Genomic DNA, 25,573 nt, shown 5'->3' with positions numbered 1-25,573 from the left:
ACAGATACCTATTTGAAATAAAGAGCCAAATGCTCTTTCGCCTTAATAATGCCTTCTTGTTCCTTCTCGATCGTTCCCCAGAAACGGTGATCCTCAAGCTCAATACCGATGGCGCCTTGATAGCCGAGGCGATCCAGCCTTACAGCTACTTTACTCCATTCCACTGCGCCGTGGCCTGGAATTGTATAACGCCAAGAGCCTTCTGAGAATCCGTACTTCGCGCCAAACGTTGCTTCCAGAACGCCGCACTCATACAGCTCATCGGTCAGAATTTCTGTATCTTTACCGTGAACATGATTGATTCGCTCACCGAATTCTGTAAGCGCTCTTAAATAATCGATTCCAAGGCGCACCATGTGTGATGGGTCGTAGTTGAGCCCGTAGTGCTTGGAAGGGATCGCTTCAAACATCGCGCGCCACATCTCCGGTGTACATCCGATGGTCGGATAGTGCGGAGCAGGTCCTGGCCAACCTTCAATAGCGATATAAACGCCTTCTTTTTCCGCATGACGGACAAGTTCAGGGAAGCTATCTTTCCAGATCGCGAAGCTCTCGCTACGAGGTGCTGTACGATCCTCTGGCACAAGGCACATGAACATTGCCTTGCCACCTAGTGCAGCCATCTCAGTTATCTGCTTCTTAACAGACTCTGCTGCCGCTTCCCGGCGAGCGTCGTCTTTACCAAGCAATGCTCCGGTTCCGGAGGCATCAACAGATCCAATGCCGAGTCCGGCAGCATCGAGAATTTGCTTAACTTCTGGATTTAACCGTGGGACATCCAGTGTATCCAGTCCTACAGAAGCAGCCCATGCGGCCGTCTGCTCTAACCCTTGCGCACCGATCTTCGGTGGAATGCGTGTTCCGATTTGCAGCTTAATGACATTCCTCTCCCTTGGCAAATGCTATTATTTAATACCTGTAAATGTGATACCGCGGATAAACGCTTTTTGAACCAAGAAATAAAGAATCATAATTGGCATTGTAATCATTACGAGAGTAGCCATCATCAACTGCCACTCAGCACCATGCTGAGACTTGAACGCTTGCATACCAAGCATAAGCGTATACTGGCTCTCGTCCGACAAGTAGATGAGCGGACCTTGATAGTCCTTCCAGCTGCCCATGAATTGGAACAATGCGATCGTCAGCAAAGCAGGCTTACAAAGCGGAAGCATGATTTGCGAGTAAATACGCAGCTCAGAGGCGCCATCAATCCGAGCAGCATCCTCTAGCTCCTTAGGCAAGCCCATGAAAAACTGGCGAAGCAAGAAAATATAGAATGGAGCGCCGAATAACGCTGGAAGCCACAATGGAATGTTCGTTCCTACCCAACCGATATTTTTGAATGTGATAAAGATTGGAATCATTGTCACTTGATAAGGCATCATCATGACAATCAAAGTAGCACCAAATAACGGCTTTGCGCCTTTCCACGGAATACGGGCTAAGCTGTACGCTACGAGCGGACAAGATATGAGTACCGCTACAGTCGCGAGGCCAGAAATTAGTAATGAATTGGATAGATATTTGAAGAACGGAATGTAATCAATGGCATCCGGATAATTTCTCCATACCATAGAGCTTGGAATCCACTTCGGCGGCCAAAGGAACAATTCAGCGTTCGATTTGAGCGATGTGGATACCATCCATAGAAAGGGAGATAAGAAAAACGCACCCATTACAATAAGAACAAAATGAGCAAATCCCTTCTGAAAGAACGAAAGTCTGCTACTAGTTTCCATGAAAGACTTCTCCCCCTCTATTCTTATCTTTGATAGTGGACCCAGCGTTTTTGCGTTGCGAAGATGATCGCCGTAAGCGCGACAACGATGATGAACAGAATCCATGCCATCGCTGAAGCGTATCCCATCTTCAAGTAAGCGAAGCCATTCGTGTACAAATACATGACGTAGAACATCATGGAATTGGCTGGAGTTCCTTGTCCGTTTGTAAGCGTGTATGGCAGAACGAAGTTCTGCAACGCGCCGATCATTCCCATAATCATGTTAAAGAAGATAACTGGCGTGAGCAGCGGCAAAGTGATCGTCCGCATACGTTGCCAAGCATTGGCTCCGTCCACTTGTGCAGCATCATAATAATCTTGCGGCACATCTTGTAAACCAGCCAAATATATAACGACCGCTTGCCCCGTGCCCCACAAACTCATGAGAATCAACGATGGCTTGGACCAGACTTCACTGCCGATCCACGGCGGTCCAGAAATTCCAATTTTATCTAACCAGAAGTTCACAAGCCCGAATTGCGGGTTGAGCAGCCACAGCCAGATGATAACTGTCGCGATTTCTGGAACTAAGCTAGGAATGAAGAACAGCGTTCTATAAATGCCTTGTCCTTTGATTTTCAAGTTCAGAAGCATAGCGAGCGCTACACCTTGCACAATACTCAAGGGCACAAAAATAAATGTGTAGTACAACGTGTTAGAGATACTTTTCCAGAAGACATCATCTTTGAACAAAGTCGTATAGTTCTCGAATCCTACAAACTTTCCAGGCTCTAGGATGCTGTAAGTGGTAAAGCTATAGTAAGCTGATGCTAGTAATGGATAAATATTAAAAAATAGCAAGCCCAGGATCCAGGGTGATGCAAAAAGCAATCCGAACAGCGCGAGTTTAGTCTCGAACTTAGTAGATTTCTTGTTTTTCGTCTGCATAAGGGCAGCCGTATTATCTTTGGCGGTAGTTCCGACTGTTGCCACTCCCATTACCTCCCTCTATCGGTTCAATTCTCTATAAAGAGAGAAGGGGCGGAATGTATCCGCCCAGTCCTCTTACTCCTTATTCATGCATGCTTAGGTTTAGCCACCAAGTTTAGCGAGTTCGCCATCAACGTTCTTCTTAACTTCGTCAAGAAGCGCTTGTGCATCGCCTTTACCATGGATCGCCAAATCCTGTACGCGCATTGTTTCGTTCCATAGGAAGGAGCCTACTGGCGTAACTGGTCTTGTGAATGCTGTTGGCATCAAGTCAAGGAATACTTTCAGGTTCGGATTGTCAGCGAGTTTAAGCTCATCGTTGACAGCAGGCATAGCCGTAATGTCGTTACCTGCGTTAGGACGTTTTGCATAGCCGAGCGTGCCTTCTTTACCTGCTACATATTTGAGGAACTCCCATGCTTGTGCTTCATGCTTGGAGCCTTTAGGAACAACGTACGACCAGCCGCCTGCCCATGTAACTGATGGGTGACCTTCTGCTGCTGGCATTGGAGCTACGCCCCACTCAAAGTTTGGTTTGTATTTCGCCAAATCGTTGAGTACCCAGTTACCGTCGAACGCGAAGCCGACTTTACCGGACCAGATCGGGTTCATACCAGTTTGACCCATAGCGTCGGAGAAGCTTGTCAGGTTGGAAATGTCATATTTCTTCGCATAATCCGCCATCCATTGAAGAGCTTTAACGTTTTGCGGATCGTTTGGAGTCAGGTTGTGGTCAGCGTCTTCCCACTTACCGCCCCAGTTCCAAGCTTGTGTATAGAAGAAGCCTTGGTTCATCCAAGGAATGAAGCCGATTGTGTCATACTTACCGTTTTTGCCCTTCTTGAAGATCTTCTCAGCCATTGCATCCAATTCTTCAAGCGTTGTTGGTGGCTTCTCAGGATCAAGTCCGGCTTGTTTCATCAAAGTCTTGTTGTAGTACATCGCGCGGTTATCTGTACCCCACGGGAGGCCGTATACGCCTTCCTTATAAACTACTTCTGCCCACAGACCTGGGTAGTAATCTTCAGCTTTAAGGTCGTCAGAAGCGTCCAAGTACCCTTTCAAATCCGCCAAAGAGCCTTTCGCAGCCCATGAACCGATCAGGAAGCGGTCGAACAATGCAACGTCAGGTGGGTTGCCGCCTGCGATAGCAGTTAGCAATTTATCAGACGCTTGCGTTTGACCTGTCGTTTCCACGAAAGTCATTTTTACTTTAATGTTTGGATGTGCTGCTTCAAAAGGATCCACTACTGTCTTTTTAAAGTCCTTTTGGAAGTCTCCGCCCCACGGGAACCAGAAATCAATTGTAACTTTTTCATCGGATGCTGCTGTGTTGTCAGCTTTGTTGTTTGCAGCTGCTGTGTTGTCAGCTGTGTTGTTTGCAGCTGCCGTGTTGTTAGCTGCTTTGTTTGCGTTCCCATCGGTGGATGCTGTGTTGCTGTTATTACTGCTACCACAACCTGCCAGTGTTAAAGACAGTGCTGTAATTGCAGTTAATGACAATGCTACAAACTTTTTGTTTTTGTTCGTTGCCTGCACCTTTACATTCTCCATCTGGTAACCTCCCTATTTTTACTCGTTCCCGAGTACAACCTTATTGTATGCGTTTTCATTTATTCGCATAATGTGTTTACTTTTGCTTTTAGTGTGTTATTTTTTACTGTTTCTATCTGTTTGGTTACACTATTCGCCTCACTTCTACAAAAAAAGAAATGATTCCTCTTCGAATCATTTCTTAGCCCCAATTATATGACATTTCTAATCCCTGAATGTCGGGCTTGTCTGACAAAGAATGAATGAAATCGGGCCCTTGATTTTAATAAAACAAGCTGCCGCAATGAAAACTGCGGCAGCCTGTTCATGAGCCTATTGGATGAATGATTCCCGTAAAATTATAAGTGAATGACTTGGCTGCCGTTAGCAGCGCTTTTCCAAGCTCCCTCAGTTAAACGAGCAATACGCAAGCCACAGCTTGATGGCGCTGCCGCTTCGCTAACCTTGCCAAGGACCAGATCGACGAAGTCGCGATTCGGATCACTGGAATCAGGCAGTTCTTCGTTCACTTCGGTCAACTCTCTTTGACCTTCCTTGGCGACTAGAATTTTACCGTTGCGATACAGCACCGATCCCTTGTCTCCATGGATGGAAAGATCTTCTTGCCAGCCGATGCTTGCACTTCCGACCACGTTGAAAGAAGCGATTGCTCCCCCGTGGAAACGAACCGTTACGGACGAATCGATATCGACCTCAGTTCCACGGTTGTCAATTGTAGCCGTTACGGTCTCTGGCTCCAAGCCGCTTACCCAAAGCACTACGTCGAGAAGGTGGCTGCCGGAATCATTCAATTGCCCGCCGCAGGATAGCGCCGGATTCTGTCTCCAAGTCCCTCTCGCACCATTCAGCCACGCTTGCGCCTGATAGGCATTAATGTAGTTGATAGTTCCGAGTTCACCACTCTGGATCAAGTTACGGATATAGATGAACTGGCCCATAAGGTGACGCTGGTAAGCAACCGCGAGATGTTTGTTCACTTCTGCCGCACGTGCAATAATCTTCTCAGCGCTCTCAGATCCGTCAACAAACGGTTTCTCCATCAACACATGCAAGCCGCCGTCCAAACAAGCCATACCTTGCTCGAAATGCATGCTATGCGGCGAGACGATGATTGCAGCATCCGCGCCTGCTTGAGCAATAGCTTCGCGATAGTCCGTATAAACCGGCAAATCGTTCAGCTGAGGGAAACGTTCCTTCACTTGGTTAACAGCCCCTTCAGAAGGATCTGCCAATGCCACGATTTCAGCTTCAGGCACTTCCAGAAGTCTTCTGATGTGCTCTCTACCCATTCCGCCGACGCCAATCATTAAGAAACGAACTTTTCCCATTTTATTTCCCTCCTAAGGTTATTACTTCAATTTAGCCAATTCGGCATTCACGTTCTTTTTTAACTGTGCGAGCAGCTCCTGCGGGGTACCTCTGCCGTTAATCGCAAGGTCCTGGATTCTGAACGTCTCGTTCCACAAGAACGATCCGACCGGAGTAACAGGCCTCGTGTATGCTTTGGGCATCTGATCCAAAAACACTTTGAGGTTAGGGTTCCCTTTCAGGTTTAGCTCCTCATTCACAGCTGGCATTGCAGTTATATCATTGTTATCCATTTGGCGCTTCGCCCAGAGCAGTGTGCCTTCCTTGCCTGCGACGAATTTAATGAATTCCCATGCTTCTTTCTCATGCACCGCGCCCTTCGGGATTACGAAGGACCAGCCGCCGGCCCAAGTTGCAGGCTTCTTGCCGCTAGGAGCAGGCATCGGAGCAACGCCCCAGTCAAACTGAGCTGAATACTTCTTTAGATCGTTCAAGAGCCAGTTGCCGTCGTAGACAAAACCAATCTTGCCCGTCAAGAAAGCATTCATGCCGGTTTGTCCGATTTCGTGGGTGAAGCTGTCCAAAGATTCAATATCGTACGTCTTTGCATACCAAGTCATCCAATCCACGGCCTTCACGATTTGCGGGTCGTTAGGAACCAGCTCTCCATTCTTTTCCCAACTGCCGCCCCAGTTCCAGCCTTGCGTGTACAGGAAGCCTTGATTCAGCCATGGGATAAACCCGACTTGCTCGTACCTGTTGTTTAATCCCCTCTTAAACATCTTGGCCGCCATTACGTCAAGCTCTTCTCTCGAGGAAGGCGGAACTTCGGGATTTAGACCAGCAGCTTTCATTAACGACTTGTTGTAATACATTTCCCGGTTATCCGTACCCCATGGAAGGCCGTATACTTTGTTCTCGTATTGGGCTTCCTTCCATATCGCATCATAATAGTCGCTAGAGGAAATCCCGGACGCATCAACATACCCTGTCAGGTCTGTTAACGCTCCTTTGAAAGCCCATGAAGCGATTAGAAACCGGTCGAACAATGCTACGTCGGGCGGGTTAGAGGCTGCGATTGCCGTAAGCAGCTTATCCGAAGCTTGCGTATTTCCCGTTGTCTCAACGAATGTCATGTTTACTTTAATGTTTGGGTACTTCTTCTCGAACTCGTCAACTACATTCGCTTTAAATTCTTTCTTGTATTCTCCACCCCAGGGGAACCAGAAGTCGATCGTTACAGGCTTCACGGGGCTTTTCCCCCCGCTTCCTGCATCAACACCCGAGCTCGTTCCACCAGGAGATTGCAATACATTATCCGTACACCCGGCAATCAAAGGCCAAACTAGCAGGAAAACGAGAATAAAGCGAGAGCTTAACTTCACCTCCACACTATGGACCTCCCTCAATATTGTATACGTTTCCAACACTCCGAAAAAAGTGGCGGGATTTGAGATTTAGTAGCTTTTTTTGTTTCTTTAGTCAACAAGGGGGATAAACATACTAACACAAGTGCCTACGCCAACTTCACTTTCGAGCGTAAGTCCGTATTCCGTCCCATAAGTTAATTTAATTTGCGCGTTAATATTTCGTAATGCGAAATTCTCTCTGATATCGGTTTGCTCGAGTGTGCTTCTAATCTGTTCCAGTTGATCTTCTGGTATTCCTACCCCGTTATCCCGTACCGTAAACAATAGTCCGGAATCTTGTTTCACCCAAGAAATATGAAGCTCGCCTGTTCCTGTCAAGTTCTCAATTCCATGATAGATCGCATTCTCGACAATTGGTTGGAACAGAAACTTTAATACTTTGTTGTACTTGACTGTACGGTCTACAACAACTTCCACTGTAAACTTATCCTCATATCTCGCTTTCTGAATGGATAAGTAGCTCTCTACCAGTTCAACAGCTTCATCTACCGTAACAAACTCTCTGCCATCACTTAAACTTAATCGCAAATACTTCGATAAGCCAAAAATCATCGTGCTGATCGTATCAATCTTGTAAATGCGCGAAATCCAGTGAATCGAATCAAGCGTGTTATAAATAAAATGCGCGTTGATCTGCGAGGCAAGCATTTTTAATTGCGTTTCCTTCTTCAACAGCCGCTGGACGTACAATTCATCAATCAGCTGCTTGATGCGAAACAGCATGACATTAAAACTTTCAAATAAGATGCCGAATTCATCATTACGACTACGGGGGATCTTTACATCAAAGTCCCCTTCCCGAGCCTTCTTCATGTAATACATCAGCGTATAAACAGGCCTGTGAACGAAGCGTCCCGCGACAAAGGACAAGATGATAGCTACGACGACAAATGCGAGTGCAAGATAAACGGTAAACGTCTTGATCTGCCGCGTATCTTTGACTAGATTCTTCATCGGAACCATACCGACCAATAACCAGTCCGTTCCTTCCATCTCCCGGTATACGATCAGCTTATCCTCACCCTGGATGCGCGCACTATAAGTGCCTTGAGCGTTCTTAGGTAACGACAGCTCCGACAACTCCCTAGGCAGAGTCGTTCCCGGATCTTGCGCGATGATATCACCAGACCGTTTCATAATGAATGTATTGCCGGACGTACTGAAATCAATCTCACGGAGTATCTTCTCAATCTCTTCCGGATTGATTTCGTACAGTAGAACGCCGATAACTTCTCCTCGTCCTTGAAGGTTCTTAAGCGCTCTTCCGAAAGAATATACGGGCGTATTCTCATAATTCGGGCTGTCGATCGGCATGAAGGAGTATCCGATTCCAAACCTGACAACCTTCCCTTCAGCCTCAACAATTCGGCGACACCACTCCTGCTGGCACAACGACGGATCTGCTTTAGGCAGCACCGTGAACCCTGTAGATGTAATGATGGAATAACGATATGAGGTATCGTAATTGCCGATGATGTTCATGCTGACCGTATCGTTCTTGGAATTGACCAAATTCGTGATGAAGTTTGAGATCGTAGTCGTATTTCTAACTCGATCGTAATAATCGGTGAAGCCCCCTGTTATTCCCTTTTGAAGGTCTTGATAACCGAGTATCATCTGCGAACGGTTATCGTATTCATCCAAGATCATTTGCAGCCGTTTCTCCGCTTGTTCGATCGTCTGAAGGGCAATGGACCCTGCATTCGATTGAATAACGGATGTCGATTTCGTAAAGGACAGAAAACCCATTATGGAAACAGTGAGTGACATCGAAACAAAGTAGAGCACAAAAACTTTAAAACCAATTGAATTCCAAAAAACTTCGCGCTGCAAAAACCTCATGTTCGCTCAGCCCCATTGTTGTTCTGGCTAGACACTATCCCGGTACTGCGTAGGTGTTAGCCCTACAATTTCTTTGAATGTTTTTACAAAATGCCGGAAATCATTGTATCCGACCTCATCAGCGATTTCATAGATCTTCATCGTCGTGCCTTTCAAAAGCTGCTTTGCTTTCGTAATGCGCATGCCCGCTACATAACGAACGAACGTCTCTCCTACTTCCTCATGAAACAGCCTACTGAAGTAGGAAGCGTTCACATAAAGGTGATTGGAAACATCCTGCAAAGTGAATTGTCGGGAGAAATGCTTGCCTATGTACTCAAGCCCCAACTCGACAATTCTGGAGCGACTTCCCGTCTCACGGATTCTCGAGCTCCACTTTAATAATTCCTCGACCAGTTGGGTGCTCAAACTTTCTAATTGGAAGCTGTTCGGAAGCAATTCCTTGAGTGTGCTTCGTTCGACAGCCTCCTCTTTATTGAGGCAGCCTTTCAGCTTGAAGAACATATTGGCCAGCAATATTCGCAAGCCCTGAATAATATGCAGTGGCGCATACTTGGGAATAATCCCCTCGATATGCTGCTGCAGTTCTAACGCTGTTTGTTTGATTAATTCGTTGTCACCAACTTTAATCGCATGCGTTACTCGGTTTTCCCATTCTGGACTCGGAACTACCGATGGAATTTCATTATCGGCTCGAAGCGGTGGAAGCTGCTCGCTGTCATAAATCCTGCCTTTACCCTTAAAGAACGAATAGCTGCAAGCATAGACAGCTTCGGTATAAGCATTTGAAAGTTTATCCCATCCAACATTTCGGCTAAGACCAATGCTGGCGGTCACTTGCAATAATCGACTGCTCTCCTCAAGCACTTCCAGCAATACGGAAGGAACAATCGTCTTCTTATCAAGGCCTGCTCCCAGTTCCGGTGAAAATACAAGCGCGGCATCTCCATCCTCGTCGCTTAGCTTGCAGAAGAACGAGCGATATCCTTTGCCCTTTAACAACTCTTCGGCGATGTTCCCAATGGCGTAAAGCATAGAACTCCGGCTGCTCCTCGCTTCACCTTTAATTCCCCAGTCGTGTATACGAACAACCGCGACTTGTATTTCTTCAGGATTCATGGACATCTTCAGTGCGCGCCAAATATTCTCCGCATCACCAATGTTCGGCGTGCTTTCCCCTCGCAATAGCTGCTCAAGATATCTCTGTCTTGCCAGAGGCATACTTTCACGAATTTGTCCTTGCATTTCCTCAAGAATGCTGGCTTGCTTAGAATCATTCTCCAAGTCTTCCACGCATTTATGAACAATCTCAAGCAGCTCGCGCTCCTCGACCGGCTTCAGCACATATCCGTAAGCTCCGCATCTTACTGCTTTCTGTGCATATGAGAAATCACTGTAACCACTCATGATGATTACTTTCGTGTGCATCTTCTGTTTGTTAATGTGTTCAAGTAAGGTTAAGCCGTCCATACCTGGCATCTTAATATCGGTGATAAGAATATCGGGTCTGCTTCTAGAAAGCCATGTAAACGCTTCCTCGCCATTCTGCGCTTCGCCCCAAAGCTCAATCCCGTAAGCTTGCCAATCGATCGTCTGTTTCAGCCCTTGCCGAACCCATTTCTCGTCGTCAACGATAAGCATTGAATACATGAATTGCGCCTCCTCTAAACAATGAAAGGAACCTATCGCTAAATCTATTGAATATATTATATTATATTATTTATCCCGTAAATGATTTGTCGAAAAATGCCACTCAATCAAACGATTTCCTTTTATTAAAAGAATGAATCAACCTGTACGAAGAGCCGGAAGCTGCTGCTTCCGGCTCTCGATGTACAGTTAACGCCCGCGTTTATTATGACCTGTAACATGGACAAGCTCAACATAAGGACGAACACGGTCCATAAGCCGTTGTCCTTTATGAAGCTCATCGCCATCCTTGTTCGTAAAGCTGAAATGCTGCTCCAGCGCATCGAGTCCGTAGTTGGACGTATAGAACGTCGGTTTGCGATTCATTCGGTAATTAAGAATCGAGCCGAGCACATGATCGCGCACCCATGGGTTCAAATTCTCCGCACCGATATCATCGAATATGAGGAGATCGGTCTCTTTCATCAGATCGACGGTTTCCTTCAACTTGAGCGGCTCCATCATAAGCGACTTCAAGTCTTCCACGAACTCAGGCATATACACAATCGCCCCCGTGAATCCTGCCTTCGCAAGTTCATGAAGCATATAGCACATGAGGAAGGTTTTGCCTGTGCCGAATGAGCCTGTCATGAACAGCCCTTCCTGCTGCAAGCCCTTCTCCTTCGTGATGTTGATATAGCGCATCAATTGACCGACCGCTTTCATTCGCTCAACATCCTTAGACACAATTTCATCTGCGGAATAGCCTTGAGACAGCGCGCGGTCATCGACATAGAAGCTGCGAATTCGGCTGCGAATTTTATTCTCACCTTGTTTTGCAAGCAGCTTCTTGCAGGATACTTTGCGGTCATTCAATTGAATAAGCGTACCAATGCGTTCACAGGACAGCTCCGTATAATGCCCTTCAAAATCATTCGGACATGCGTCAAGTCCCGGACAATTCGAGCAGCTGCGGTATTCTTTCGTACATTGATAAATTTTGTTCATATTAAGCCGGATGGTGTCATCATCCAGCTCCGGATATTTATTGCGAAGCAGGCCGACCAATGGGTCAGCCAGCAGATCTTCCATTAGCTTGTCGGCCTGGCGCAGCGCATTGCTGCCGCCTGGCATTCGCTTTAACAGGTCGCCTAGCGATTCCATCGCCATGTGGGCCTCACCTCTTGTTTACGTTGTTTTACCATCTAACCTACGTGCCATCAGCCGAATCTCTTCCATCTCCTCCGCCGACAGCGGCGATCCACTTGGCGCTTCAGGCATAATCGGAATTGATGGCTTACGAGCCCCGCCGCCTCGCTGCGAAGCGCCACGCTGACTCCGCGGCGCTCCTGAAGAAGCATTCGCCGCACCGATACCACCATCGCGGCGGCGTTCTTTATCCGCTTCGACTTTCCCCTGGTCGCGCACATAGCCGACGGCCTTCTCGAAGGAATCAATGCCTTTCATCAGCATGTTTGAAGCTACTGTATCAATAAAAGCTTTCGTCACGCGCTGCGCGTCGTTAAAACCAAGAACATAATGGATAAGGACGTTTATGACTGCACCTTGCAAACGATAATTATGATCGATTACTTCAAATACACGAATGAGCCACTCCGGCACTGCTCCTGGGAAGAAACGTGCAATAAATCGTGTATGCGGCTCGTTCCGCATCAGCATGTTGTACTGGTGGATATCGCACCGGCCTGCCAGCTGTGCAGGCACGTCCATATAATATTCAGCTTGAACGGCCACTTCATCCGGCATATCGTCACTGCCATCATCCGTTTGCTCATTCTCCGCCTTCGCTGCAGACATTCTACCGTACATCCGCTGGCGCTCGTCCGTTCGCTTGCGGTCCTGGCGGTACATCTGATTCGCCCGCAGCTGCAGCTCATCAATGAGCAGCTCGCCTTTGCTCGTGAAGATGTTATCTTCATCGAGCAATCGGCTAAGATCAGCCGCGTCCAAGTTATATTTGTACGCGATGTAATTGAGCTGCGCAATCGCTTCCTGATCTCCGCGCAGACGCTCCACATATTGACGGTTCGCCGAGTTGCGCGGGAACCGCATAATAATATCGCCATACTGGATTCCTGCTGTCTCCAGCGTTTGCGGCTTAGGCGCTGGCTGCCTTGCCGGCGCTACTTCGGTGAGCGCCTGCTCCAGCTCAAGATCGATACCTTGCGTGTTCAAGCGGAATAGCTCGTAGAACGGCACCGTAATATTCTCCCGCTGCAGCTCAGCGCTTGCGAGCTCATCATCTTCCTTCGCATAAAAGCATTCCCGCAGCGCAATAACGGAATGCTTGCCAACTTTATCACGCAGCAGCATCGTCAGATGCGGGCTTCCGAAGAACTCATCCGGCGATAAAGGCTTCATTAGTTCATATTCATAAACAACATCATCATTATCGAGTACACCGAGCTTCGAGACTTGCAGCAGCCCAACCGCTTCTAGCCGTGAAGCATGAAGAACAAGCTCCTGCCTGCTGCGCTCGCTCATCTCTAGCCCAAGGCCAAGCAGCAGCTTACGCTGCGGTGCAAGCGGCGAATACCCGACCTTGTCATCGGCTGCCTGCTGATAGAGCAGCTGGTACAAACCTGCTGCGAACGCGCCAATCATAGATTGATAGATGAGCGCGATCATTTTGCGGTCGACTGCACTTAACGAAAAATCGCGAAAGGTATAATAACGATGATGTTCAGTAAAATGATGTAAGCTTCCGATCCGCATCTCACTACCGACTCCATCCGCCTTTTATTCTTTCTACTAGTTTACCATAGGATAAGCCGTAGAAAAAAAAGAAAATTCCCCCTCTCGAGGGAACTTATTATAATGTCCTAACTGTGCTCTAGTGCTGTGGATGATTCTCGTCATGCAATCCTTCCATAGCGCCATGGCTCATAAGCTCTTCCAAAAGCGCAGACCGTTCCTCGAACGTATCGGCAAGCTCCGGATGCTCCTGCTTATCAATCCATTGCGATATGATAAAAGCGGTAGTAGAAGGATGTTTCATCAGCAGCTGCTTACTCGCACCTTTAATACCGTACAGCTCACAATTCGGCAGTCCCTTTCGCAGCGCACCTGCATAATGCTGACTGACCTGATCATCCGCTCCATAGATAAGAAGCATCGGCTGCCGGAGCTGGCCAATCCGCTTCTGCACCGAGCTGTCCAGGCATGCTGCTGTATACTCCCGCCATTCGGAAGCATCTCCCTGCTTCGCTTCCTCATAGAGCGCCTGAACCTCCGCTTTGCTCCCCGCTTCGCCAAGTGCAGAATTGTACGCAATCGGATCCTTTGGCGCAAGCCTACTTGTAATGTAGGAAGCCTGCAGCTTCGAGCGGGTTACAATGTCGGTATAACCAGCAGTTCCGTTAATGAGAATGCCACCGATGAATCTCTCCGGGTACGCCAGTAACGCCGTCAACAGTGGGAACGACCCTGCGCCATACGAGCATAGATAGGCGGTCTTCTCACCAAGCTCGTCGAGCAGCTGCCGCATATCTTCAGCAATTAAGCCGAGTGTAAGCTTCCCATTTCCTGCGTTACTCGCACCATGTCCACGAATATCGAATCTAATTAGCTCGCTATCGCCTGCCAGCTTCTCTCCAAGTGGGACGAATAGGCGGCTTGTCAGACAGGGCGGATGAACCGTCAAAATTGGCGGTCCCCCATTATCCTTTCCTGTACGTTCATAATGCAAGCCCAATAGAAAAAACGGCAATGCACATCACCTCGGCTCTTCGAAAGCTGCGCTGTGGAGCTTTAAGTCAGCCAGCTTTCTACGTTTGATCCTTAGTATGGCCTTGCCGTCTGTAATTTCATCTTAGAACATTTTGTATCCGCCACGACGTAATGCCCGAATCGTCACACCACTTACGTATGCGCCAATGAGCGCTCCGATTGCTGGAACAATGTCGACGAACGTGAAGGCGGAGAAGTTGTCTGTAAACGTCTTCGTTTTATCCCAAGTTTGCCAGATGAAGATTGGAATTCCTACCAGAACATATAGATAAATCGGAAAAAAGGTTGTTTTTAGCAGCATGTTCAATATAAATCCGATACCGAACACCATTACAAAAAACAATACCGTTGCAATAATAAGCTGTAGAATATTAACGTCACCGTTCATGCCGTGCTTGATTCCCCTTTCGCTACGAATAAGTGTAGTAGATGGCTTCGAGGAAGTCAATTCATTCACAGCTGTTGTCACAAGTCCGTCATTTGCTCTCCTTTGTTCCATTACGTTACAATGTAGACGACAATTACACCTATAGAGGAGAGATACCGATGAGTGAAGCAGCTCAAACGCTGGAAGGCTGGTACGCCTTGCATGATTTCCGCACAATTGACTGGACGGCTTGGAAATTAGCAGACGAAGGAGAGCGTGCTATTGCACTGGACGAGCTTCAATCCTTCCTGTCTGACTGGCAGTCCGTTGAAGATAATAAACAAGGCAGCACCGCTTTCTATTCCATCGTAGGCCAGAAGGCGGATTTCGTCCTGATGCACCTCCGCGAAACGCTCGAAGAACTGAATGCCATCGAGAATGCGTTCAATAAGACGACATTCGCTCAGTTCACCATTCCGGCGCACTCGTACGTGAGCATCGTGGAACTGAGCAACTACATGGCGCCTCCGGGCACAGACCCAATGCAAAGCCCGGAAATTCTCGCAAGATTGAAGCCGATTCTGCCAAAATGGAACCACATCTGCTTCTACCCGATGAACAAGCGCCGCGAAGGCAACGACAACTGGTACATGCTCAGCATGGAAGAGCGCCGCACCATGATGCGCAGCCATGGCATGATCGGCCGCGGGTATGCGGGCAAAGTGAAACAAATCATTACAGGCTCCGTTGGCTTCGACAACTGGGAGTGGGGCGTTACGCTGTTCGCGGAAGATGCGCTTCAATTCAAGAAGCTTGTCTATGAAATGCGCTTCGATGAAGTAAGCGCGCGCTTCGGCGAATTCGGTGAATTCTACGTCGGCAATCGCATCACAGACGAGAAGCTTCAGCAGTTGTTCAGCATCTAGTTTTTAAAAAAGCGGATGAAACGTCACTACTGACGTTCCATCCGCTTTATTATTTTAGTCCTCGTCGTCCTCTTCGAGTAGACGTTTCATTTCCAAGTACGCTTCCGTCTGCCGGTCACGCTCGCGGCCCTTCTCCTTCAACCGTTCAATGCCCGGAAGAATAAGGATATCCACTTCTTTCTGCACCGTATATACCAAGTCGTAACGGTTCTGCGACTCTAAGTAAGAGCCCACTTCCATCAGCGCATTGTAGCGATCTAGCTCCTCACGCGTCAGTAACCCTCGAACCTGCACGCTGCAGTGTCTCATTATAGGAACTTACCTTTTTTAACAACGAGTGGAATACCACCGATGATGTACAGGTAACGGATGTCGATTGCTTTCTTCAGCATTGCCGCTACGCTGCCTTTATATTTCTTGCCGAATGCAAGACCGACTGCTTCGCCTTTACCAAGGGATGCAACGGTACCTTTGTTCTTGAATTCGAATTTCTTCAGCGGTTGGTTACGGATCGAAGCAACCAGGTTGTGCGCGCAAACTACGCCTTGTTGCATAGCGATTTGAGCTGTTGGTGGGTACGGACGGCCTTCCGGATTGAACATCAGGGAGTTGTCGCCAACAATGTAGATGTTCTCGTGGCCTGGAGCGCGAAGCGACTCGTCAACCTTAACACGGCCGCGCATAACTTCGATACCCGCTTCTTCGATCAGGCGGTTACCGCGAACGCCAGCTGCCCAGATAACTGTAGCTGCTTTGATTTCTTCGTTGTCGCCAACGATAACGCCGTCAGGAGTACATTCTTTGATCGGAGTGCCGATGCGGAATGTTACGCCTTTCTTCGTCAGTACTTGCATGGCATACTCAACGAGCTCTGGGTCAAAGCCAGGAAGCGCAGTTGGAGCAGCTTCGATATTGTAAAGCTTAATAAGCGAAGGATCAACGTCATTCTGCTTACAAAGCTCTGGAAGACGATCTGCCAGCTCACCGACAAATTCGATACCTGTGAAGCCAGCGCCGCCGACAACGAAAGTAAGGTAATCTGTACGGTGTGGTTCACGCTTGAAGCGTGCGAATTGGTACTCAATGTGTTCGCGGATCAAGCGAACAGAGTTAATCGAGCGAATGTTCATTGCGTATTCAAGCATACCTGGGATACCGAATGTTTCAGGCTCACCGCCAAGGCCGATTACGAGATAATCGTACGAGAGAGTACCGTCTTCAAGAATAACTTTCTTATCTTGCGTACGGATTTGTACGACAGTCGATTTAACGAAGTCGATTTTGAATTCGTCAATCAGCTTGGAGATGCTAACGCGTGCGTTTTCTGTCTTGTCTGTGCCCGCAGCCGGCATGTGAAGATGTGTCGTGAAGTAGTGGTAATCATGCTTGTTCACGAGCGTTACGTCAGCTTCGTTGTAATTCAGTTCTTTCTGAAGACGAAGTGCTGTCAAAACACCGCCGTAACCGGCCCCTAGTATAACAATTTTCGGTATGTTGCTCATCGCAGAATCCCATCCATTCGTGATTTCTTTGTCTTTTTCATAACATTGTGAAAAATTACACAAACACAGACGATGAATAATGTTAGTGTGTAACCCGAGTCGAGCTTTTATGAAAAGTCTGTGTCCAGTTCGATAAACCGAATACTAATACCTCACAGTTTACAAACTTTTTCAATAAAGTTCAAGGGTAAAATATACGAAAATATTTAGAATAACATCCAATTTTCTTATTTCCCCGAGGCTTGTCGAAACGATATAATGTACAAGAAGATTTATCCAGTCGTATAGCGCTGAAACATAGGGTTCTTGAATTTCTTTACGGAGGTGTTACTCATGTCTAGTTCTGTTGCTCCTGCACAAGTCGTCGATATCGTGATCATTGGCGGAGGTCCTGCCGGTATGTTCGCTGCTTTCTATGGCGGCATGCGCCAAGCTTCCGTTAAAATTATCGAAAGCATGCCTGAGCTGGGCGGACAGCTTGCCGCTCTCTATCCTGAAAAGTACATCTATGATGTTGCTGGGTTTCCGAAAGTGACCGCTGGAGAATTAGTTGAGCAGTTGAAGAAGCAAATGGATATGTTTAAGCCGGAAATTCGTTTGGAGGAAAAGGTTATTTCCGTGAACAAGCGGGACGAACGCGATTTCGAGATTGTGACAGACAAGACCGTACATTATGCCAAAGCAGTCATCATTACGGCAGGCGTTGGCGCTTTCGAGCCTCGTCGTCTGGAGCTTGCTGAGGCAGCCAAATTCGAGAAGCAAAATTTGTATTACTTCATTAATGACCTCAGTCATTTTCAGGGCAAGCATGTGATGGTAAGCGGTGGTGGTGATTCGGCTGTAGATTGGTCACTGATGCTGGAGCCGATTGCAGCAAGTGTCAGCCTCGTGCATAGGCGGGATAAATTCCGAGCTCATGAGCATAGCGTGGAGAACCTGATGAATTCCAAAGTGAACGTGCTTACCCCGTATGAGCTGATCTCATTGAACGGTTCAGACGCGATTGAATCTGTCACCTTGCAGCACGGAAAGACTGCTGAGAAGAAGGAACTTGCCGTTGATGCCGTCATCGTTAATTTCGGATTCGTATCCTCGCTTGGCCCAATAGCGGAATGGGGACTAGAGATCGACAACGGATCAATCATAGTAGATTCCCGAATGGAAACAAGTGTGCCGGGTATATTCGCCGCAGGTGATATTACGACTTATCCAGGTAAGCTGAAGCTGATTGCCGTTGGGTTCGGCGAAGCGCCGACTGCGATTAACAATGCGAAGGTGTATGTAGATCCGACCGCGAAGCTCTCGCCAGGTCATAGCAGCAGCATGAAGCTCTAACCATTACAGCGTAACAGCGGATGATTTTCAAAATAAAAAGGGTATCCTAAACTTTAGCCGATCTTGAGATGTACCATTCACAGGTGGCAAAGGAGGGTACCCTTTTCTATATGTTATGTCCCATTTGCAACGGTTTGGAGCAGCTCTATGCGCTTTGCCCCGTATGCTCCTTACAAACTGAAGATTGTGGACGGCTTGACGATTTCACCGGCCCATATGCACCTTATCAGCCTGACACGATTACCAATAGCGAGACGATTCCATCATTGTCGTTTATAGGGAATAATTGTAGTCATGTTGTCTATTGTCCTAGCTGTTCGGCTACGTATGAGGTACAAATTTCGGAATGGCCATAATCGTTCGAGGACGAGGAGTAGGTTTAAGCTGTGTGGAGGTAGCCTTCAGCGTTAATTTGTCTGCGGTTGATTTCAGCGTTCAATAGCTGGATAAATTCTTGATCCAAGTTATACTTGTTCGCCGTTTGGAACGCATCAAGCAACAGCTCGTCAGACAGCTGGTCCATATCGCTCAACTCCTTTCCTCTTAATTCCAAATTCATCTTAGCATGTCCAAATAGGATGGAACAAGCGTTCCGATTATCCACATCCCTTTGTGGACAGCGTGTGTGCAACTTGTGAGTAATCGTCGAATAGTGAGGAAATTCACGGAGGATACTGTGGATACGGTTATACACAGCCCGACAATATACACGTTTGATAAAAAACTTTAATGACACTCTATTAATCTATTAACATAAGCTATCAAATCAGTAAAACAATTATTGGGGTCTTGTGTTCACTTCGAAGATCCAAATCTTCCCGTTCCGATCAATTCCGAAGTCAAAACCCAGCTGTCCAATACCCGGAAACCGCCCTTCCAGCACACCTGTCGACATCTGTGTCAACTGGCGCATCAGCCGTTTCTTCGGCACGACGCTACTACTTGAGAACGATCTGCGAATACCTTCCGATCCACTCAGGAGCGTGCCTCCGCGGCAAATATTCGTCACGAATAAGCCAGGTTTCGCCAGCCTGCCGACAATTGCCGTAATCGCCCAATGACCGTCCGCTTGTTTGACATATTTCACCCGATAGTCGATTGGTCTGCCGCCGATGGTTGCAAGCCGAATCCCTTTTTGAATCAAATAGCGGCGTGCCCCTTTCTTGCCACTCAGCGATTGGTACATCGCATCAAAGCTCCCAAAGCGGTTCGTCTTGGAGTAATACGTATACGCATAGCTCCCGTTGTCTCTCGTTACTTTGATGACACCGTGGCCGCCTGCTCCGCGTACTGGCTTCACTACAACCATCCCATGCGCCTGCAGCATACTGCTCAAATTCGCTTTCGTAAACATCCGTGTTGGCGGGATATGCGGAGCAATACCCGAGTGGGACAGCAGTGCCTCCGTCTTCGCCCATTTGCTGGCCAACTGCCTTCCTTGATCATCGCCCATGCGCCAAGCCTCACTTTCGTACCGTTATATGAGACAGCATATGCCTCAAAGACAGGAGTCTCTTGGATGATTGTTAGGGGCAAGTCGCCTGAATTAATAGGCTGATAGAACGATAGAACGCTATTGCCCGGGCAATAAGCCGATTCACAGCACAAAATAGCCTTGCTGACAGATGCGTCTCTCTCATCCATGCAGCAAGGTTCTAGCAGTTTTATCGTATAAAGTTAAGCCGCTGACGCGGGTTTGTTCTTGAATGGCAGCAGGACCGCTTGGACAGCAAAAGCAAGCGCGAGCATGTCCGATTGAAGGAGTAAGTTAGCCGCGACGATGAGGCAGGCGAGCAGCTTCATTAGCGGATAATACTTAGGAGCAATACGCGCATAAGTGTCGTAATTGGCTGGGGCAAAGATGATCATCATGAGCAGAGATGCGCAAGTGAGACCGAACATGAATGCATCAGGCAAGTTGATGTGCGGCAATGTTGCCAGCACAATCGTTGATACGATAATGCAGTATGAATTAGAAGGCAGGTGATATCCACCTGATATGAATCGGACGACGGCGAATAGAATGAGCAGCTCGGCGGTTCGAAGCAGCTCGCCTGTCGCAAGCCCTACCAGCAGAACAAGTAATGCGATGGAAACCGTATTAAACACAATTTCGAGTGCATAAACAATGACCGGAACAGAAGGCGCCTCTGCCCCGCTTTCCTTGATTCTGGCATGCAATGCTGCGGCAGCTCTCTGAAGCATATCGACGACCCTCTCTATTCTTGATTCCTCACTTTGAGAATCTAGCATTTTCTCCATAGTATACCAAAGTTGTTTACACTGCCACATCGTGATTATAATGAATAGGAAATGCCAGTTCGTATAACGTTTAGGGAGTGATACTTTCGATGAAATACCGCAAATTAGGCAAGAACGGTCCTGAGATTTCCGTGATCGGCTTCGGCTCTTGGGCGATCGGTGGTGCAGGCTGGGCAAGCGCCTGGGGCGGCCAGGACGATGACATGTCAGCGGAGAGCGTGCGCGCCGCACTGGATGCAGGCATTACCTTCTATGATACGGCAGCTGTTTATGGGCTCGGACATTCAGAGGAAGTGCTCGGCAAGGCGCTGAGCAAAGATCGTGACCGTGTCGTCATCGCGACCAAATGCGGTCTCGTGTGGGATGAGAATGGCGCCATTACACGTACCGGCGCATATGAATCCGTCCTTCGCGAAGCGGAAGCTTCACTTAAACGGCTCGGCACAGATTACATCGACCTGTACCAGATGCACTGGCCGGATGCGGAACTACCAGCTGAAGAGACGATGCGTGCGATGGATAAGCTCGTACAGGACGGCAAAGTCCGCTATGTCGGCGTGAGTAATTACAATGTGGAGCAGCTTCAGCAATCGCTCACCGTCAGACATGTCGACTCGTTGCAGCCGCCATATTCGATTCTAAGACCTGCCGCGGAGAAGGAGCTGCTTCCGTTCTGCCAAGCAAACGGCATTGGCGTCGTTGCGTACAGCCCGCTTACTTCCGGCCTACTATCTGGCAACTATACATACGATACGACATTCGGACCGGACGACTGGCGCTCCCGCAACAAGGCTCACACGGGCGAAGGGCTGCGCAGCAATGTCGACAGAGCCGAGAAGCTGAAGCTGATCGCTGCGCGTTATGACATTACACTGCCACAGCTTGCAATCGCATACGATCTCGCGCATCCAGCAATTACGAGCGCCATCGTTGGCGTGCGAAAACCGAGCCATATTCTTAGCGTACTACCAGCCATTGATTTTACGCTAGATGAAGCAACGCTTGCGGAAATCCGCGCCATCGCTGCGGCGGAATAATGAATAAAGGGCTGCGAAGAGTGAACGACAGGTACGTCGTTCGTGCTTTTCGCAGCCCTTATTATTTAAGTAAGATGTGCAATTGCATCGATCTGCACCATGAATCCCATTGGAGAAGGCGAAATCGTCCGTGCAGGGTAAGGCTCTGTGAAATACTCTTTGTAGATTACATTGAATGCACCGAAGTCTACCCCTTCACCGAGCAAAACAGTCACTTTCACGACGTCCGACAGCTTCGCGCCAGCTGCTTCAAGTATCGCTGCAACATTGTCCAGTGCCCTTCTTGCCTGATGCTCAAGCGTATCTCCCACCAGTTCATCCGTTACAGGGTCAATCGGCCCTTGCCCTGCCACATAGATAACGTCGCCTACTCGAATGGCTTGTGAATACGGCATAGATCCAGGCTGCTGCGCATTAGCCGTTTGTATCGGTTCCTTCATCGCTTATCAGTCCCCCCACTTCACGGAATTCCCAACACTCCATTCGACACCACCACTTCCATTTCCTGCAAAATAAAGCAGGAGAATCGATCCTCCATTCAGAAAAAATATAGTAGGATCTCCGGAATTGGAGAGTTCAGATAAAATGGAAAACGGAAGTATGACCACATTCAAGATGGGGGTTAGCTGAGAATGGAGCTCAAACAACAGATTGAGGATGTATTTCAAGCGGCGCAGTCCGGTGATGCTGAACGTTTAAGAGTGTTTTTGGAAGCCCATTCGGAGCTTGCAAATACAGAAAATGAACAAGGACTGACACCACTTGGGTATGCAGCACACTTCGGAAACAAAGATGCTGTGCGGGTATTGCTGGAACATGGCGCGAATGTTAATACGGTATCTCATTCCAAGCTTTCTTACATACCTTCGAATACCGCTTTGCACGCAGCAATTGCAGGAGAGCGCAGCATCGATGTCATTCGTTTACTTCTGGCGGGGCAAGCCCAGACAACGATTTTTGACAACAATGGTCATACTTGTCTGCACACCGCTGCTTTCCACGACGATAACATCGAGATGATCCGCTTGTTGATTGAACATGGAGCCGAAGTGAATGCAGCAATCGAGGGTGGAGAAACGGCGCTGGCTCTTGCAGTGAAGCAAGGTAACCACCATGTAGAGGAACTCCTTCGCCGCAATGGAGCTAGAATCGAATAAACAGCAAAAAGCCCTGACAGTAACTGTCAGGGCTTTCGTGTACGGGGTTATCGCCTACCCGCTAATTCAATAATTAGCACTCGCCAGCCGCAGCCGGCTTGCCTGCATCCGAAGCTGTGCGGAAGCTTGAGCCGCAGCCACATGTTGCCGATGCGTTCGGGTTCTCAATGGTGAAGCCGCCGCCTATGGCGGACTCTTTGTAGTCGATAATGAGTCCATTCAAATACTTGATGCTGTCGTTATCTACGACAACCTTCAAGCCGCTAAATGCCATCTCTTTATCTGTATCGGCAAGCTCATCGTCGAAGCCCATGCCATAAGAGAATCCGCTGCAGCCGCCTTCCTTCACGCCGATGCGCAAGAACAGCTCAGGAGATTCCTCCGCTGCAAGCATTTCTTTTATCTTCTCGTTCGCTGAATCGCTAATTGTAATCATGCTATCCCTCCTTGGGCTTGTTTAACTCATCTAAAATGCTGGAACTCACTTTATATTCGTAAGTTAATTATACTCCACTTTGCAGGTGGACTCAATACACGAACAACCTGCATTTAACCTTACCCTTCATCGCGGCAAGACGTACAATAAGATCGCAAAGAAATGAAGCGCCGAGCCTCCGAGCACGAACATATGCCATACCGCATGGTGATATTTAAAGCTGCGCCATACGTAGAAGATGGTCCCTATCGTGTAGAGCACGCCGCCGGCAATAAGTAATTGAAGTCCGGCCGGAGCAAGATTCTCCCTTAAGGGCCCCCAAGCAAAGACGATAATCCAACCCATAAGCACGTATAGCACCGTTGAAGTGAACAGAAATTTGGACGCGTAGAATGCCTTAAACACGACACCGCATAGCGCGAGCCCCCAGACGATGCCGAATAACGTCCACCCTGCCGCGCCTTGTACCATATGAAGCACGATAGGCGTATACGTTCCAGCGATAAAGAGATAAATGCAGGAGTGATCCATAATTTCAAAAAACTTCTTCGCTTTCCCCTCTGGAAAGCTGTGTACGAGTGTTGAAGAGACATACAGCAGAAGCATCATCGAACCGTAAATCGTGAAGCTGACGACATGTTCAGCATTCCCTTTAAGCGCTGCAAAAACAATCAGAAGCACGAGCGCAGCAATGCTGAGTGCCGCGCCAAGTCCATGCGTAATGGCGTTCGCCACTTCTTCCCTGCGTGAATACGTATGTGTGTTTGCCATATCTATTATTTAAACCTCTTTTCTTCCGCTGGACAGCAGCCTGATGCAGCAACCAGTCCTATCATTTTGGAATAGCGTACCATGTCATTTCACTTTGTGCCAACCGACTTAAGTCCGGTACCTTCCAATGTCATGTTACGTTGGTATGACTTAATAGTTGCCGCTCACCATAATGAGGTTTATAATAAGTTAAGTCATTGTCAATTGGTTTTTTAGAGTCGGCGCAAGTAATTTTTTTCACAATGTTGTTTATTTTCTTTTTTTAAAACTATTTCACATCATACTCCGGACTCAAACTGGACGTCTTCGCCAACCATGCATATGCGGGCGGATTCGTTGTTGTACGAAGGCCATCGCTTTAGGATGAACAGCTTACGTTGCTGCTCATCCCTTTATGCATGGTCAAGTACGTGCCCGGCGGACTAGGAGGAAGCCGTTATGAATATTGCAATACCGACAGAAGCGAAACAAATGCAGTCCATCGTCGAGAAAGTTCGTGCAGGCGAGCGCCTGAACCGTGAAGATGGCGTGTTTCTGTACCACACAGATGATCTACTCACAATCGGACAGCTTGCCAATGAAGTGAATTTGCAGAAAAACGGACGTAAAGTGTATTTTATCGAGAACATGAGCCTTTACTTCACAAACGTCTGTGAAGCTCATTGCGCATTCTGCAACTTCCGTAAGGATCAAGGCCAAGATGGTTCATATACGCTGAGCGGCGAAGAAATGATCGCTTACGTTGAGCAGCACATCCATCCGGACGTGCGCGAATTCCATATCGTTGGCGGACATAATCCGCATGTACCATTCCAGTACTACGTAGATTCGCTCAAAGCGTTGCACGAACGTTTCCCAGAAGTCGCACTTAAAGCATATACCGCAGCAGAGATTGACTTCTTCTCCCGCATCAGCGGCTTAAATTACCGCGAAGTGATTCAAGAGCTGATGAAAGTCGGCTTGGTATCGCTCACTGGCGGTGGAGCAGAAATTCTGTCCGACGAGTACCGCAAGAAGATGAAGGTCGACAAAGCCGACGTTTCACAGTATCTCGAAGTGCACCGCACGGCGCATGACCTCGGTCTGCGTACGCATACGACGATGCTGTACGGCTCCGTTGAGAAGAAGGAAGATCGGATCGACCATATGCTCCAAATCCGCGAGCTACAGGATGAAACGAACGGCTTCCAAGTATTCATCCCGCTGTCCATGCAGCCAATTAGCCCAAAAGCAAGCATTCGCCGCCGTAACTCGGCGTTCGATGATTTAAAGGCCATTGCGATTAGCCGCCTGATGCTCGATAACATTAAGCACATCAAGGCTTACTTTATCAACATCGGTACGCAGCTTACGCAAGTCGCGCTTACGATGGGCGCTTCCGACGTTCATGGTACGATGGTAAAAGAACGGATCAGCCATGCTGCCGGCGCACTTACACCAGAAGGCATCACACGCGAGGACTTGATCTGGCTTATTAAAGGCGCAGGCCGTATTCCGGTTGAGCGCGATACATTTTACAACGAAGTTAAAGTTTACGAATAGAAAGCAGGTATT

Annotated in this window: 25 protein-coding genes; 5 read left to right on the top strand and 20 right to left on the bottom strand. The window is 48.0% G+C overall.

What is annotated here, in order from left to right:
• Nucleotides 1–8 precede the first annotated feature (8 nt).
• The 12 genes from BMY11_RS16735 to BMY11_RS16680 all read right to left on the bottom strand — a co-directional run bounded on the left by BMY11_RS16735 (nt 9) and on the right by BMY11_RS16680 (nt 14,614).
• Nucleotides 9–899 carry a sugar phosphate isomerase/epimerase family protein gene (locus BMY11_RS16735; RefSeq protein ID WP_256217564.1) on the bottom strand — a complete coding sequence of 297 codons (891 nt, stop codon included), beginning with the start codon at nt 897–899 and terminating at the stop codon, nt 9–11.
• 6 nt (nt 900–905) lie between these two features.
• Nucleotides 906–1,742, bottom strand: a complete 837-nt coding sequence (locus tag BMY11_RS16730) for a carbohydrate ABC transporter permease (RefSeq protein WP_090578427.1) — start codon at nt 1,740–1,742, stop codon at nt 906–908.
• A 23-nt stretch (nt 1,743–1,765) separates the two neighbouring features.
• Nucleotides 1,766–2,716, bottom strand: coding sequence for a carbohydrate ABC transporter permease (locus BMY11_RS16725; RefSeq protein ID WP_256217563.1), 951 nt, complete (start codon nt 2,714–2,716; stop codon nt 1,766–1,768).
• Between the two features lie 99 nt (nt 2,717–2,815).
• On the bottom strand, nt 2,816–4,267 hold the full coding sequence (locus tag BMY11_RS16720; protein ID WP_090578424.1) for an ABC transporter substrate-binding protein: 1,452 nt from the start codon (nt 4,265–4,267) through the stop codon (nt 2,816–2,818).
• Nucleotides 4,268–4,605: 338 nt separating this feature from the next.
• A complete protein-coding gene (locus BMY11_RS16715; protein WP_090578421.1) occupies nt 4,606–5,595 on the bottom strand; it encodes a Gfo/Idh/MocA family protein in 990 nt (329 codons plus the stop codon).
• 21 nt (nt 5,596–5,616) lie between these two features.
• The gene (locus BMY11_RS16710; RefSeq protein ID WP_177182680.1) at nt 5,617–6,966 is read right to left on the bottom strand and encodes an ABC transporter substrate-binding protein; all 1,350 of its coding nucleotides are present in this window, start codon (nt 6,964–6,966) and stop codon (nt 5,617–5,619) included.
• Between the two features lie 87 nt (nt 6,967–7,053).
• Nucleotides 7,054–8,847: a sensor histidine kinase gene (locus BMY11_RS16705; protein ID WP_090578415.1), complete on the bottom strand. Its 1,794-nt coding sequence runs from the start codon at nt 8,845–8,847 to the stop codon at nt 7,054–7,056.
• Between the two features lie 27 nt (nt 8,848–8,874).
• Nucleotides 8,875–10,497 (bottom strand): response regulator transcription factor, encoded by a 1,623-nt coding sequence (locus tag BMY11_RS16700; protein WP_090578411.1) that lies wholly within the window; start codon nt 10,495–10,497, stop codon nt 8,875–8,877.
• Between the two features lie 189 nt (nt 10,498–10,686).
• Nucleotides 10,687–11,640 (bottom strand): AFG1/ZapE family ATPase, encoded by a 954-nt coding sequence (gene zapE / locus BMY11_RS16695; protein ID WP_090578968.1) that lies wholly within the window; start codon nt 11,638–11,640, stop codon nt 10,687–10,689.
• 24 nt (nt 11,641–11,664) lie between these two features.
• Nucleotides 11,665–13,212 (bottom strand): replication initiation and membrane attachment family protein, encoded by a 1,548-nt coding sequence (locus BMY11_RS16690; RefSeq protein WP_090578408.1) that lies wholly within the window; start codon nt 13,210–13,212, stop codon nt 11,665–11,667.
• A 118-nt stretch (nt 13,213–13,330) separates the two neighbouring features.
• Complete coding sequence (locus tag BMY11_RS16685) at nt 13,331–14,140, bottom strand: alpha/beta fold hydrolase (RefSeq protein WP_177182679.1); 810 nt, start codon at nt 14,138–14,140, stop codon at nt 13,331–13,333.
• 168 nt (nt 14,141–14,308) lie between these two features.
• Complete coding sequence (locus tag BMY11_RS16680) at nt 14,309–14,614, bottom strand: YuiB family protein (RefSeq protein ID WP_090578965.1); 306 nt, start codon at nt 14,612–14,614, stop codon at nt 14,309–14,311.
• A 158-nt stretch (nt 14,615–14,772) separates the two neighbouring features.
• Here BMY11_RS16680 and hemQ point away from each other — a divergent pair, with 158 nt between their 5' ends.
• Nucleotides 14,773–15,519 (top strand): hydrogen peroxide-dependent heme synthase, encoded by a 747-nt coding sequence (gene hemQ / locus BMY11_RS16675; protein WP_090578403.1) that lies wholly within the window; start codon nt 14,773–14,775, stop codon nt 15,517–15,519.
• A 54-nt stretch (nt 15,520–15,573) separates the two neighbouring features.
• Here hemQ and BMY11_RS16670 read toward each other — a convergent pair whose 3' ends face one another.
• The gene (locus BMY11_RS16670; protein WP_090578400.1) at nt 15,574–15,828 is read right to left on the bottom strand and encodes a hypothetical protein; all 255 of its coding nucleotides are present in this window, start codon (nt 15,826–15,828) and stop codon (nt 15,574–15,576) included.
• Nucleotides 15,828–17,021 carry an NAD(P)/FAD-dependent oxidoreductase gene (locus BMY11_RS16665; protein ID WP_090578397.1) on the bottom strand — a complete coding sequence of 398 codons (1,194 nt, stop codon included), beginning with the start codon at nt 17,019–17,021 and terminating at the stop codon, nt 15,828–15,830. The genes BMY11_RS16670 and BMY11_RS16665 overlap by 1 nt, the downstream gene beginning before the upstream one ends.
• Nucleotides 17,022–17,354: 333 nt before the next feature.
• On the opposite strand from BMY11_RS16665, the gene BMY11_RS16660 reads away from it, so the two are divergent.
• Nucleotides 17,355–18,356: an NAD(P)/FAD-dependent oxidoreductase gene (locus BMY11_RS16660; RefSeq protein ID WP_090578394.1), complete on the top strand. Its 1,002-nt coding sequence runs from the start codon at nt 17,355–17,357 to the stop codon at nt 18,354–18,356.
• A 379-nt stretch (nt 18,357–18,735) separates the two neighbouring features.
• Here BMY11_RS16660 and BMY11_RS16655 read toward each other — a convergent pair whose 3' ends face one another.
• From BMY11_RS16655 to BMY11_RS16645, 3 genes are all read right to left on the bottom strand, one after another.
• Nucleotides 18,736–18,879 carry a sporulation histidine kinase inhibitor Sda gene (locus BMY11_RS16655; protein WP_143069292.1) on the bottom strand — a complete coding sequence of 48 codons (144 nt, stop codon included), beginning with the start codon at nt 18,877–18,879 and terminating at the stop codon, nt 18,736–18,738.
• 255 nt (nt 18,880–19,134) lie between these two features.
• On the bottom strand, nt 19,135–19,809 hold the full coding sequence (locus tag BMY11_RS16650) for a YheC/YheD family protein (protein ID WP_090578388.1): 675 nt from the start codon (nt 19,807–19,809) through the stop codon (nt 19,135–19,137).
• 224 nt (nt 19,810–20,033) lie between these two features.
• The gene (locus BMY11_RS16645; protein WP_177182678.1) at nt 20,034–20,561 is read right to left on the bottom strand and encodes an accessory gene regulator B family protein; all 528 of its coding nucleotides are present in this window, start codon (nt 20,559–20,561) and stop codon (nt 20,034–20,036) included.
• Between the two features lie 146 nt (nt 20,562–20,707).
• Here BMY11_RS16645 and BMY11_RS16640 point away from each other — a divergent pair, with 146 nt between their 5' ends.
• On the top strand, nt 20,708–21,655 hold the full coding sequence (locus tag BMY11_RS16640) for an aldo/keto reductase (RefSeq protein ID WP_090578383.1): 948 nt from the start codon (nt 20,708–20,710) through the stop codon (nt 21,653–21,655).
• Nucleotides 21,656–21,720: 65 nt separating this feature from the next.
• Here BMY11_RS16640 and BMY11_RS16635 read toward each other — a convergent pair whose 3' ends face one another.
• The gene (locus BMY11_RS16635) at nt 21,721–22,095 is read right to left on the bottom strand and encodes a Rid family detoxifying hydrolase (protein ID WP_090578379.1); all 375 of its coding nucleotides are present in this window, start codon (nt 22,093–22,095) and stop codon (nt 21,721–21,723) included.
• Nucleotides 22,096–22,287: 192 nt separating this feature from the next.
• On the opposite strand from BMY11_RS16635, the gene BMY11_RS16630 reads away from it, so the two are divergent.
• Complete coding sequence (locus BMY11_RS16630) at nt 22,288–22,812, top strand: ankyrin repeat domain-containing protein (RefSeq protein ID WP_090578376.1); 525 nt, start codon at nt 22,288–22,290, stop codon at nt 22,810–22,812.
• A 73-nt stretch (nt 22,813–22,885) separates the two neighbouring features.
• Here the strand turns inward: BMY11_RS16630 and BMY11_RS16625 are convergent, their stop codons facing one another.
• A complete protein-coding gene (locus BMY11_RS16625; protein ID WP_090578373.1) occupies nt 22,886–23,248 on the bottom strand; it encodes a HesB/IscA family protein in 363 nt (120 codons plus the stop codon).
• A 126-nt stretch (nt 23,249–23,374) separates the two neighbouring features.
• Nucleotides 23,375–24,019, bottom strand: coding sequence for a PAQR family membrane homeostasis protein TrhA (locus BMY11_RS16620; protein WP_090578369.1), 645 nt, complete (start codon nt 24,017–24,019; stop codon nt 23,375–23,377).
• Nucleotides 24,020–24,457: 438 nt separating this feature from the next.
• Here BMY11_RS16620 and mqnE point away from each other — a divergent pair, with 438 nt between their 5' ends.
• A complete protein-coding gene (mqnE, locus tag BMY11_RS16615; protein ID WP_090578366.1) occupies nt 24,458–25,561 on the top strand; it encodes an aminofutalosine synthase MqnE in 1,104 nt (367 codons plus the stop codon).
• Nucleotides 25,562–25,573: the final 12 nt, after the last annotated feature.

Source organism: Paenibacillus sp. OV219, assembly GCF_900110075.1.
Lineage (GTDB): Bacteria > Bacillota > Bacilli > Paenibacillales > Paenibacillaceae > Paenibacillus_Z.
This window is presented reverse-complemented; position numbering and strand designations above follow the sequence as displayed.

Coding starts and splice junctions, on each gene's coding strand:
- BMY11_RS16680 (WP_090578965.1), bottom strand. CDS start 14,614: ATGAACGGTGACGTTAATATTCTACAGCTTATTATTGCAACGGTATTG.
- BMY11_RS16700 (WP_090578411.1), bottom strand. CDS start 10,497: ATGTATTCAATGCTTATCGTTGACGACGAGAAATGGGTTCGGCAAGGG.
- BMY11_RS16635 (WP_090578379.1), bottom strand. CDS start 22,095: ATGAAGGAACCGATACAAACGGCTAATGCGCAGCAGCCTGGATCTATG.
- mqnE (WP_090578366.1), top strand. CDS start 24,458: ATGAATATTGCAATACCGACAGAAGCGAAACAAATGCAGTCCATCGTC.
- BMY11_RS16625 (WP_090578373.1), bottom strand. CDS start 23,248: ATGATTACAATTAGCGATTCAGCGAACGAGAAGATAAAAGAAATGCTT.
- BMY11_RS16650 (WP_090578388.1), bottom strand. CDS start 19,809: ATGGGCGATGATCAAGGAAGGCAGTTGGCCAGCAAATGGGCGAAGACG.
- zapE (WP_090578968.1), bottom strand. CDS start 11,640: ATGGAATCGCTAGGCGACCTGTTAAAGCGAATGCCAGGCGGCAGCAAT.
- BMY11_RS16720 (WP_090578424.1), bottom strand. CDS start 4,267: ATGGAGAATGTAAAGGTGCAGGCAACGAACAAAAACAAAAAGTTTGTA.
- BMY11_RS16620 (WP_090578369.1), bottom strand. CDS start 24,019: ATGGCAAACACACATACGTATTCACGCAGGGAAGAAGTGGCGAACGCC.
- BMY11_RS16640 (WP_090578383.1), top strand. CDS start 20,708: ATGAAATACCGCAAATTAGGCAAGAACGGTCCTGAGATTTCCGTGATC.
- BMY11_RS16705 (WP_090578415.1), bottom strand. CDS start 8,847: ATGAGGTTTTTGCAGCGCGAAGTTTTTTGGAATTCAATTGGTTTTAAA.
- BMY11_RS16730 (WP_090578427.1), bottom strand. CDS start 1,742: ATGGAAACTAGTAGCAGACTTTCGTTCTTTCAGAAGGGATTTGCTCAT.
- BMY11_RS16645 (WP_177182678.1), bottom strand. CDS start 20,561: ATGCTTCAGAGAGCTGCCGCAGCATTGCATGCCAGAATCAAGGAAAGC.
- hemQ (WP_090578403.1), top strand. CDS start 14,773: ATGAGTGAAGCAGCTCAAACGCTGGAAGGCTGGTACGCCTTGCATGAT.
- BMY11_RS16655 (WP_143069292.1), bottom strand. CDS start 18,879: ATGGACCAGCTGTCTGACGAGCTGTTGCTTGATGCGTTCCAAACGGCG.
- BMY11_RS16715 (WP_090578421.1), bottom strand. CDS start 5,595: ATGGGAAAAGTTCGTTTCTTAATGATTGGCGTCGGCGGAATGGGTAGA.
- BMY11_RS16665 (WP_090578397.1), bottom strand. CDS start 17,021: ATGAGCAACATACCGAAAATTGTTATACTAGGGGCCGGTTACGGCGGT.
- BMY11_RS16670 (WP_090578400.1), bottom strand. CDS start 15,828: ATGAGACACTGCAGCGTGCAGGTTCGAGGGTTACTGACGCGTGAGGAG.
- BMY11_RS16630 (WP_090578376.1), top strand. CDS start 22,288: ATGGAGCTCAAACAACAGATTGAGGATGTATTTCAAGCGGCGCAGTCC.
- BMY11_RS16660 (WP_090578394.1), top strand. CDS start 17,355: ATGTCTAGTTCTGTTGCTCCTGCACAAGTCGTCGATATCGTGATCATT.
- BMY11_RS16690 (WP_090578408.1), bottom strand. CDS start 13,212: ATGCGGATCGGAAGCTTACATCATTTTACTGAACATCATCGTTATTAT.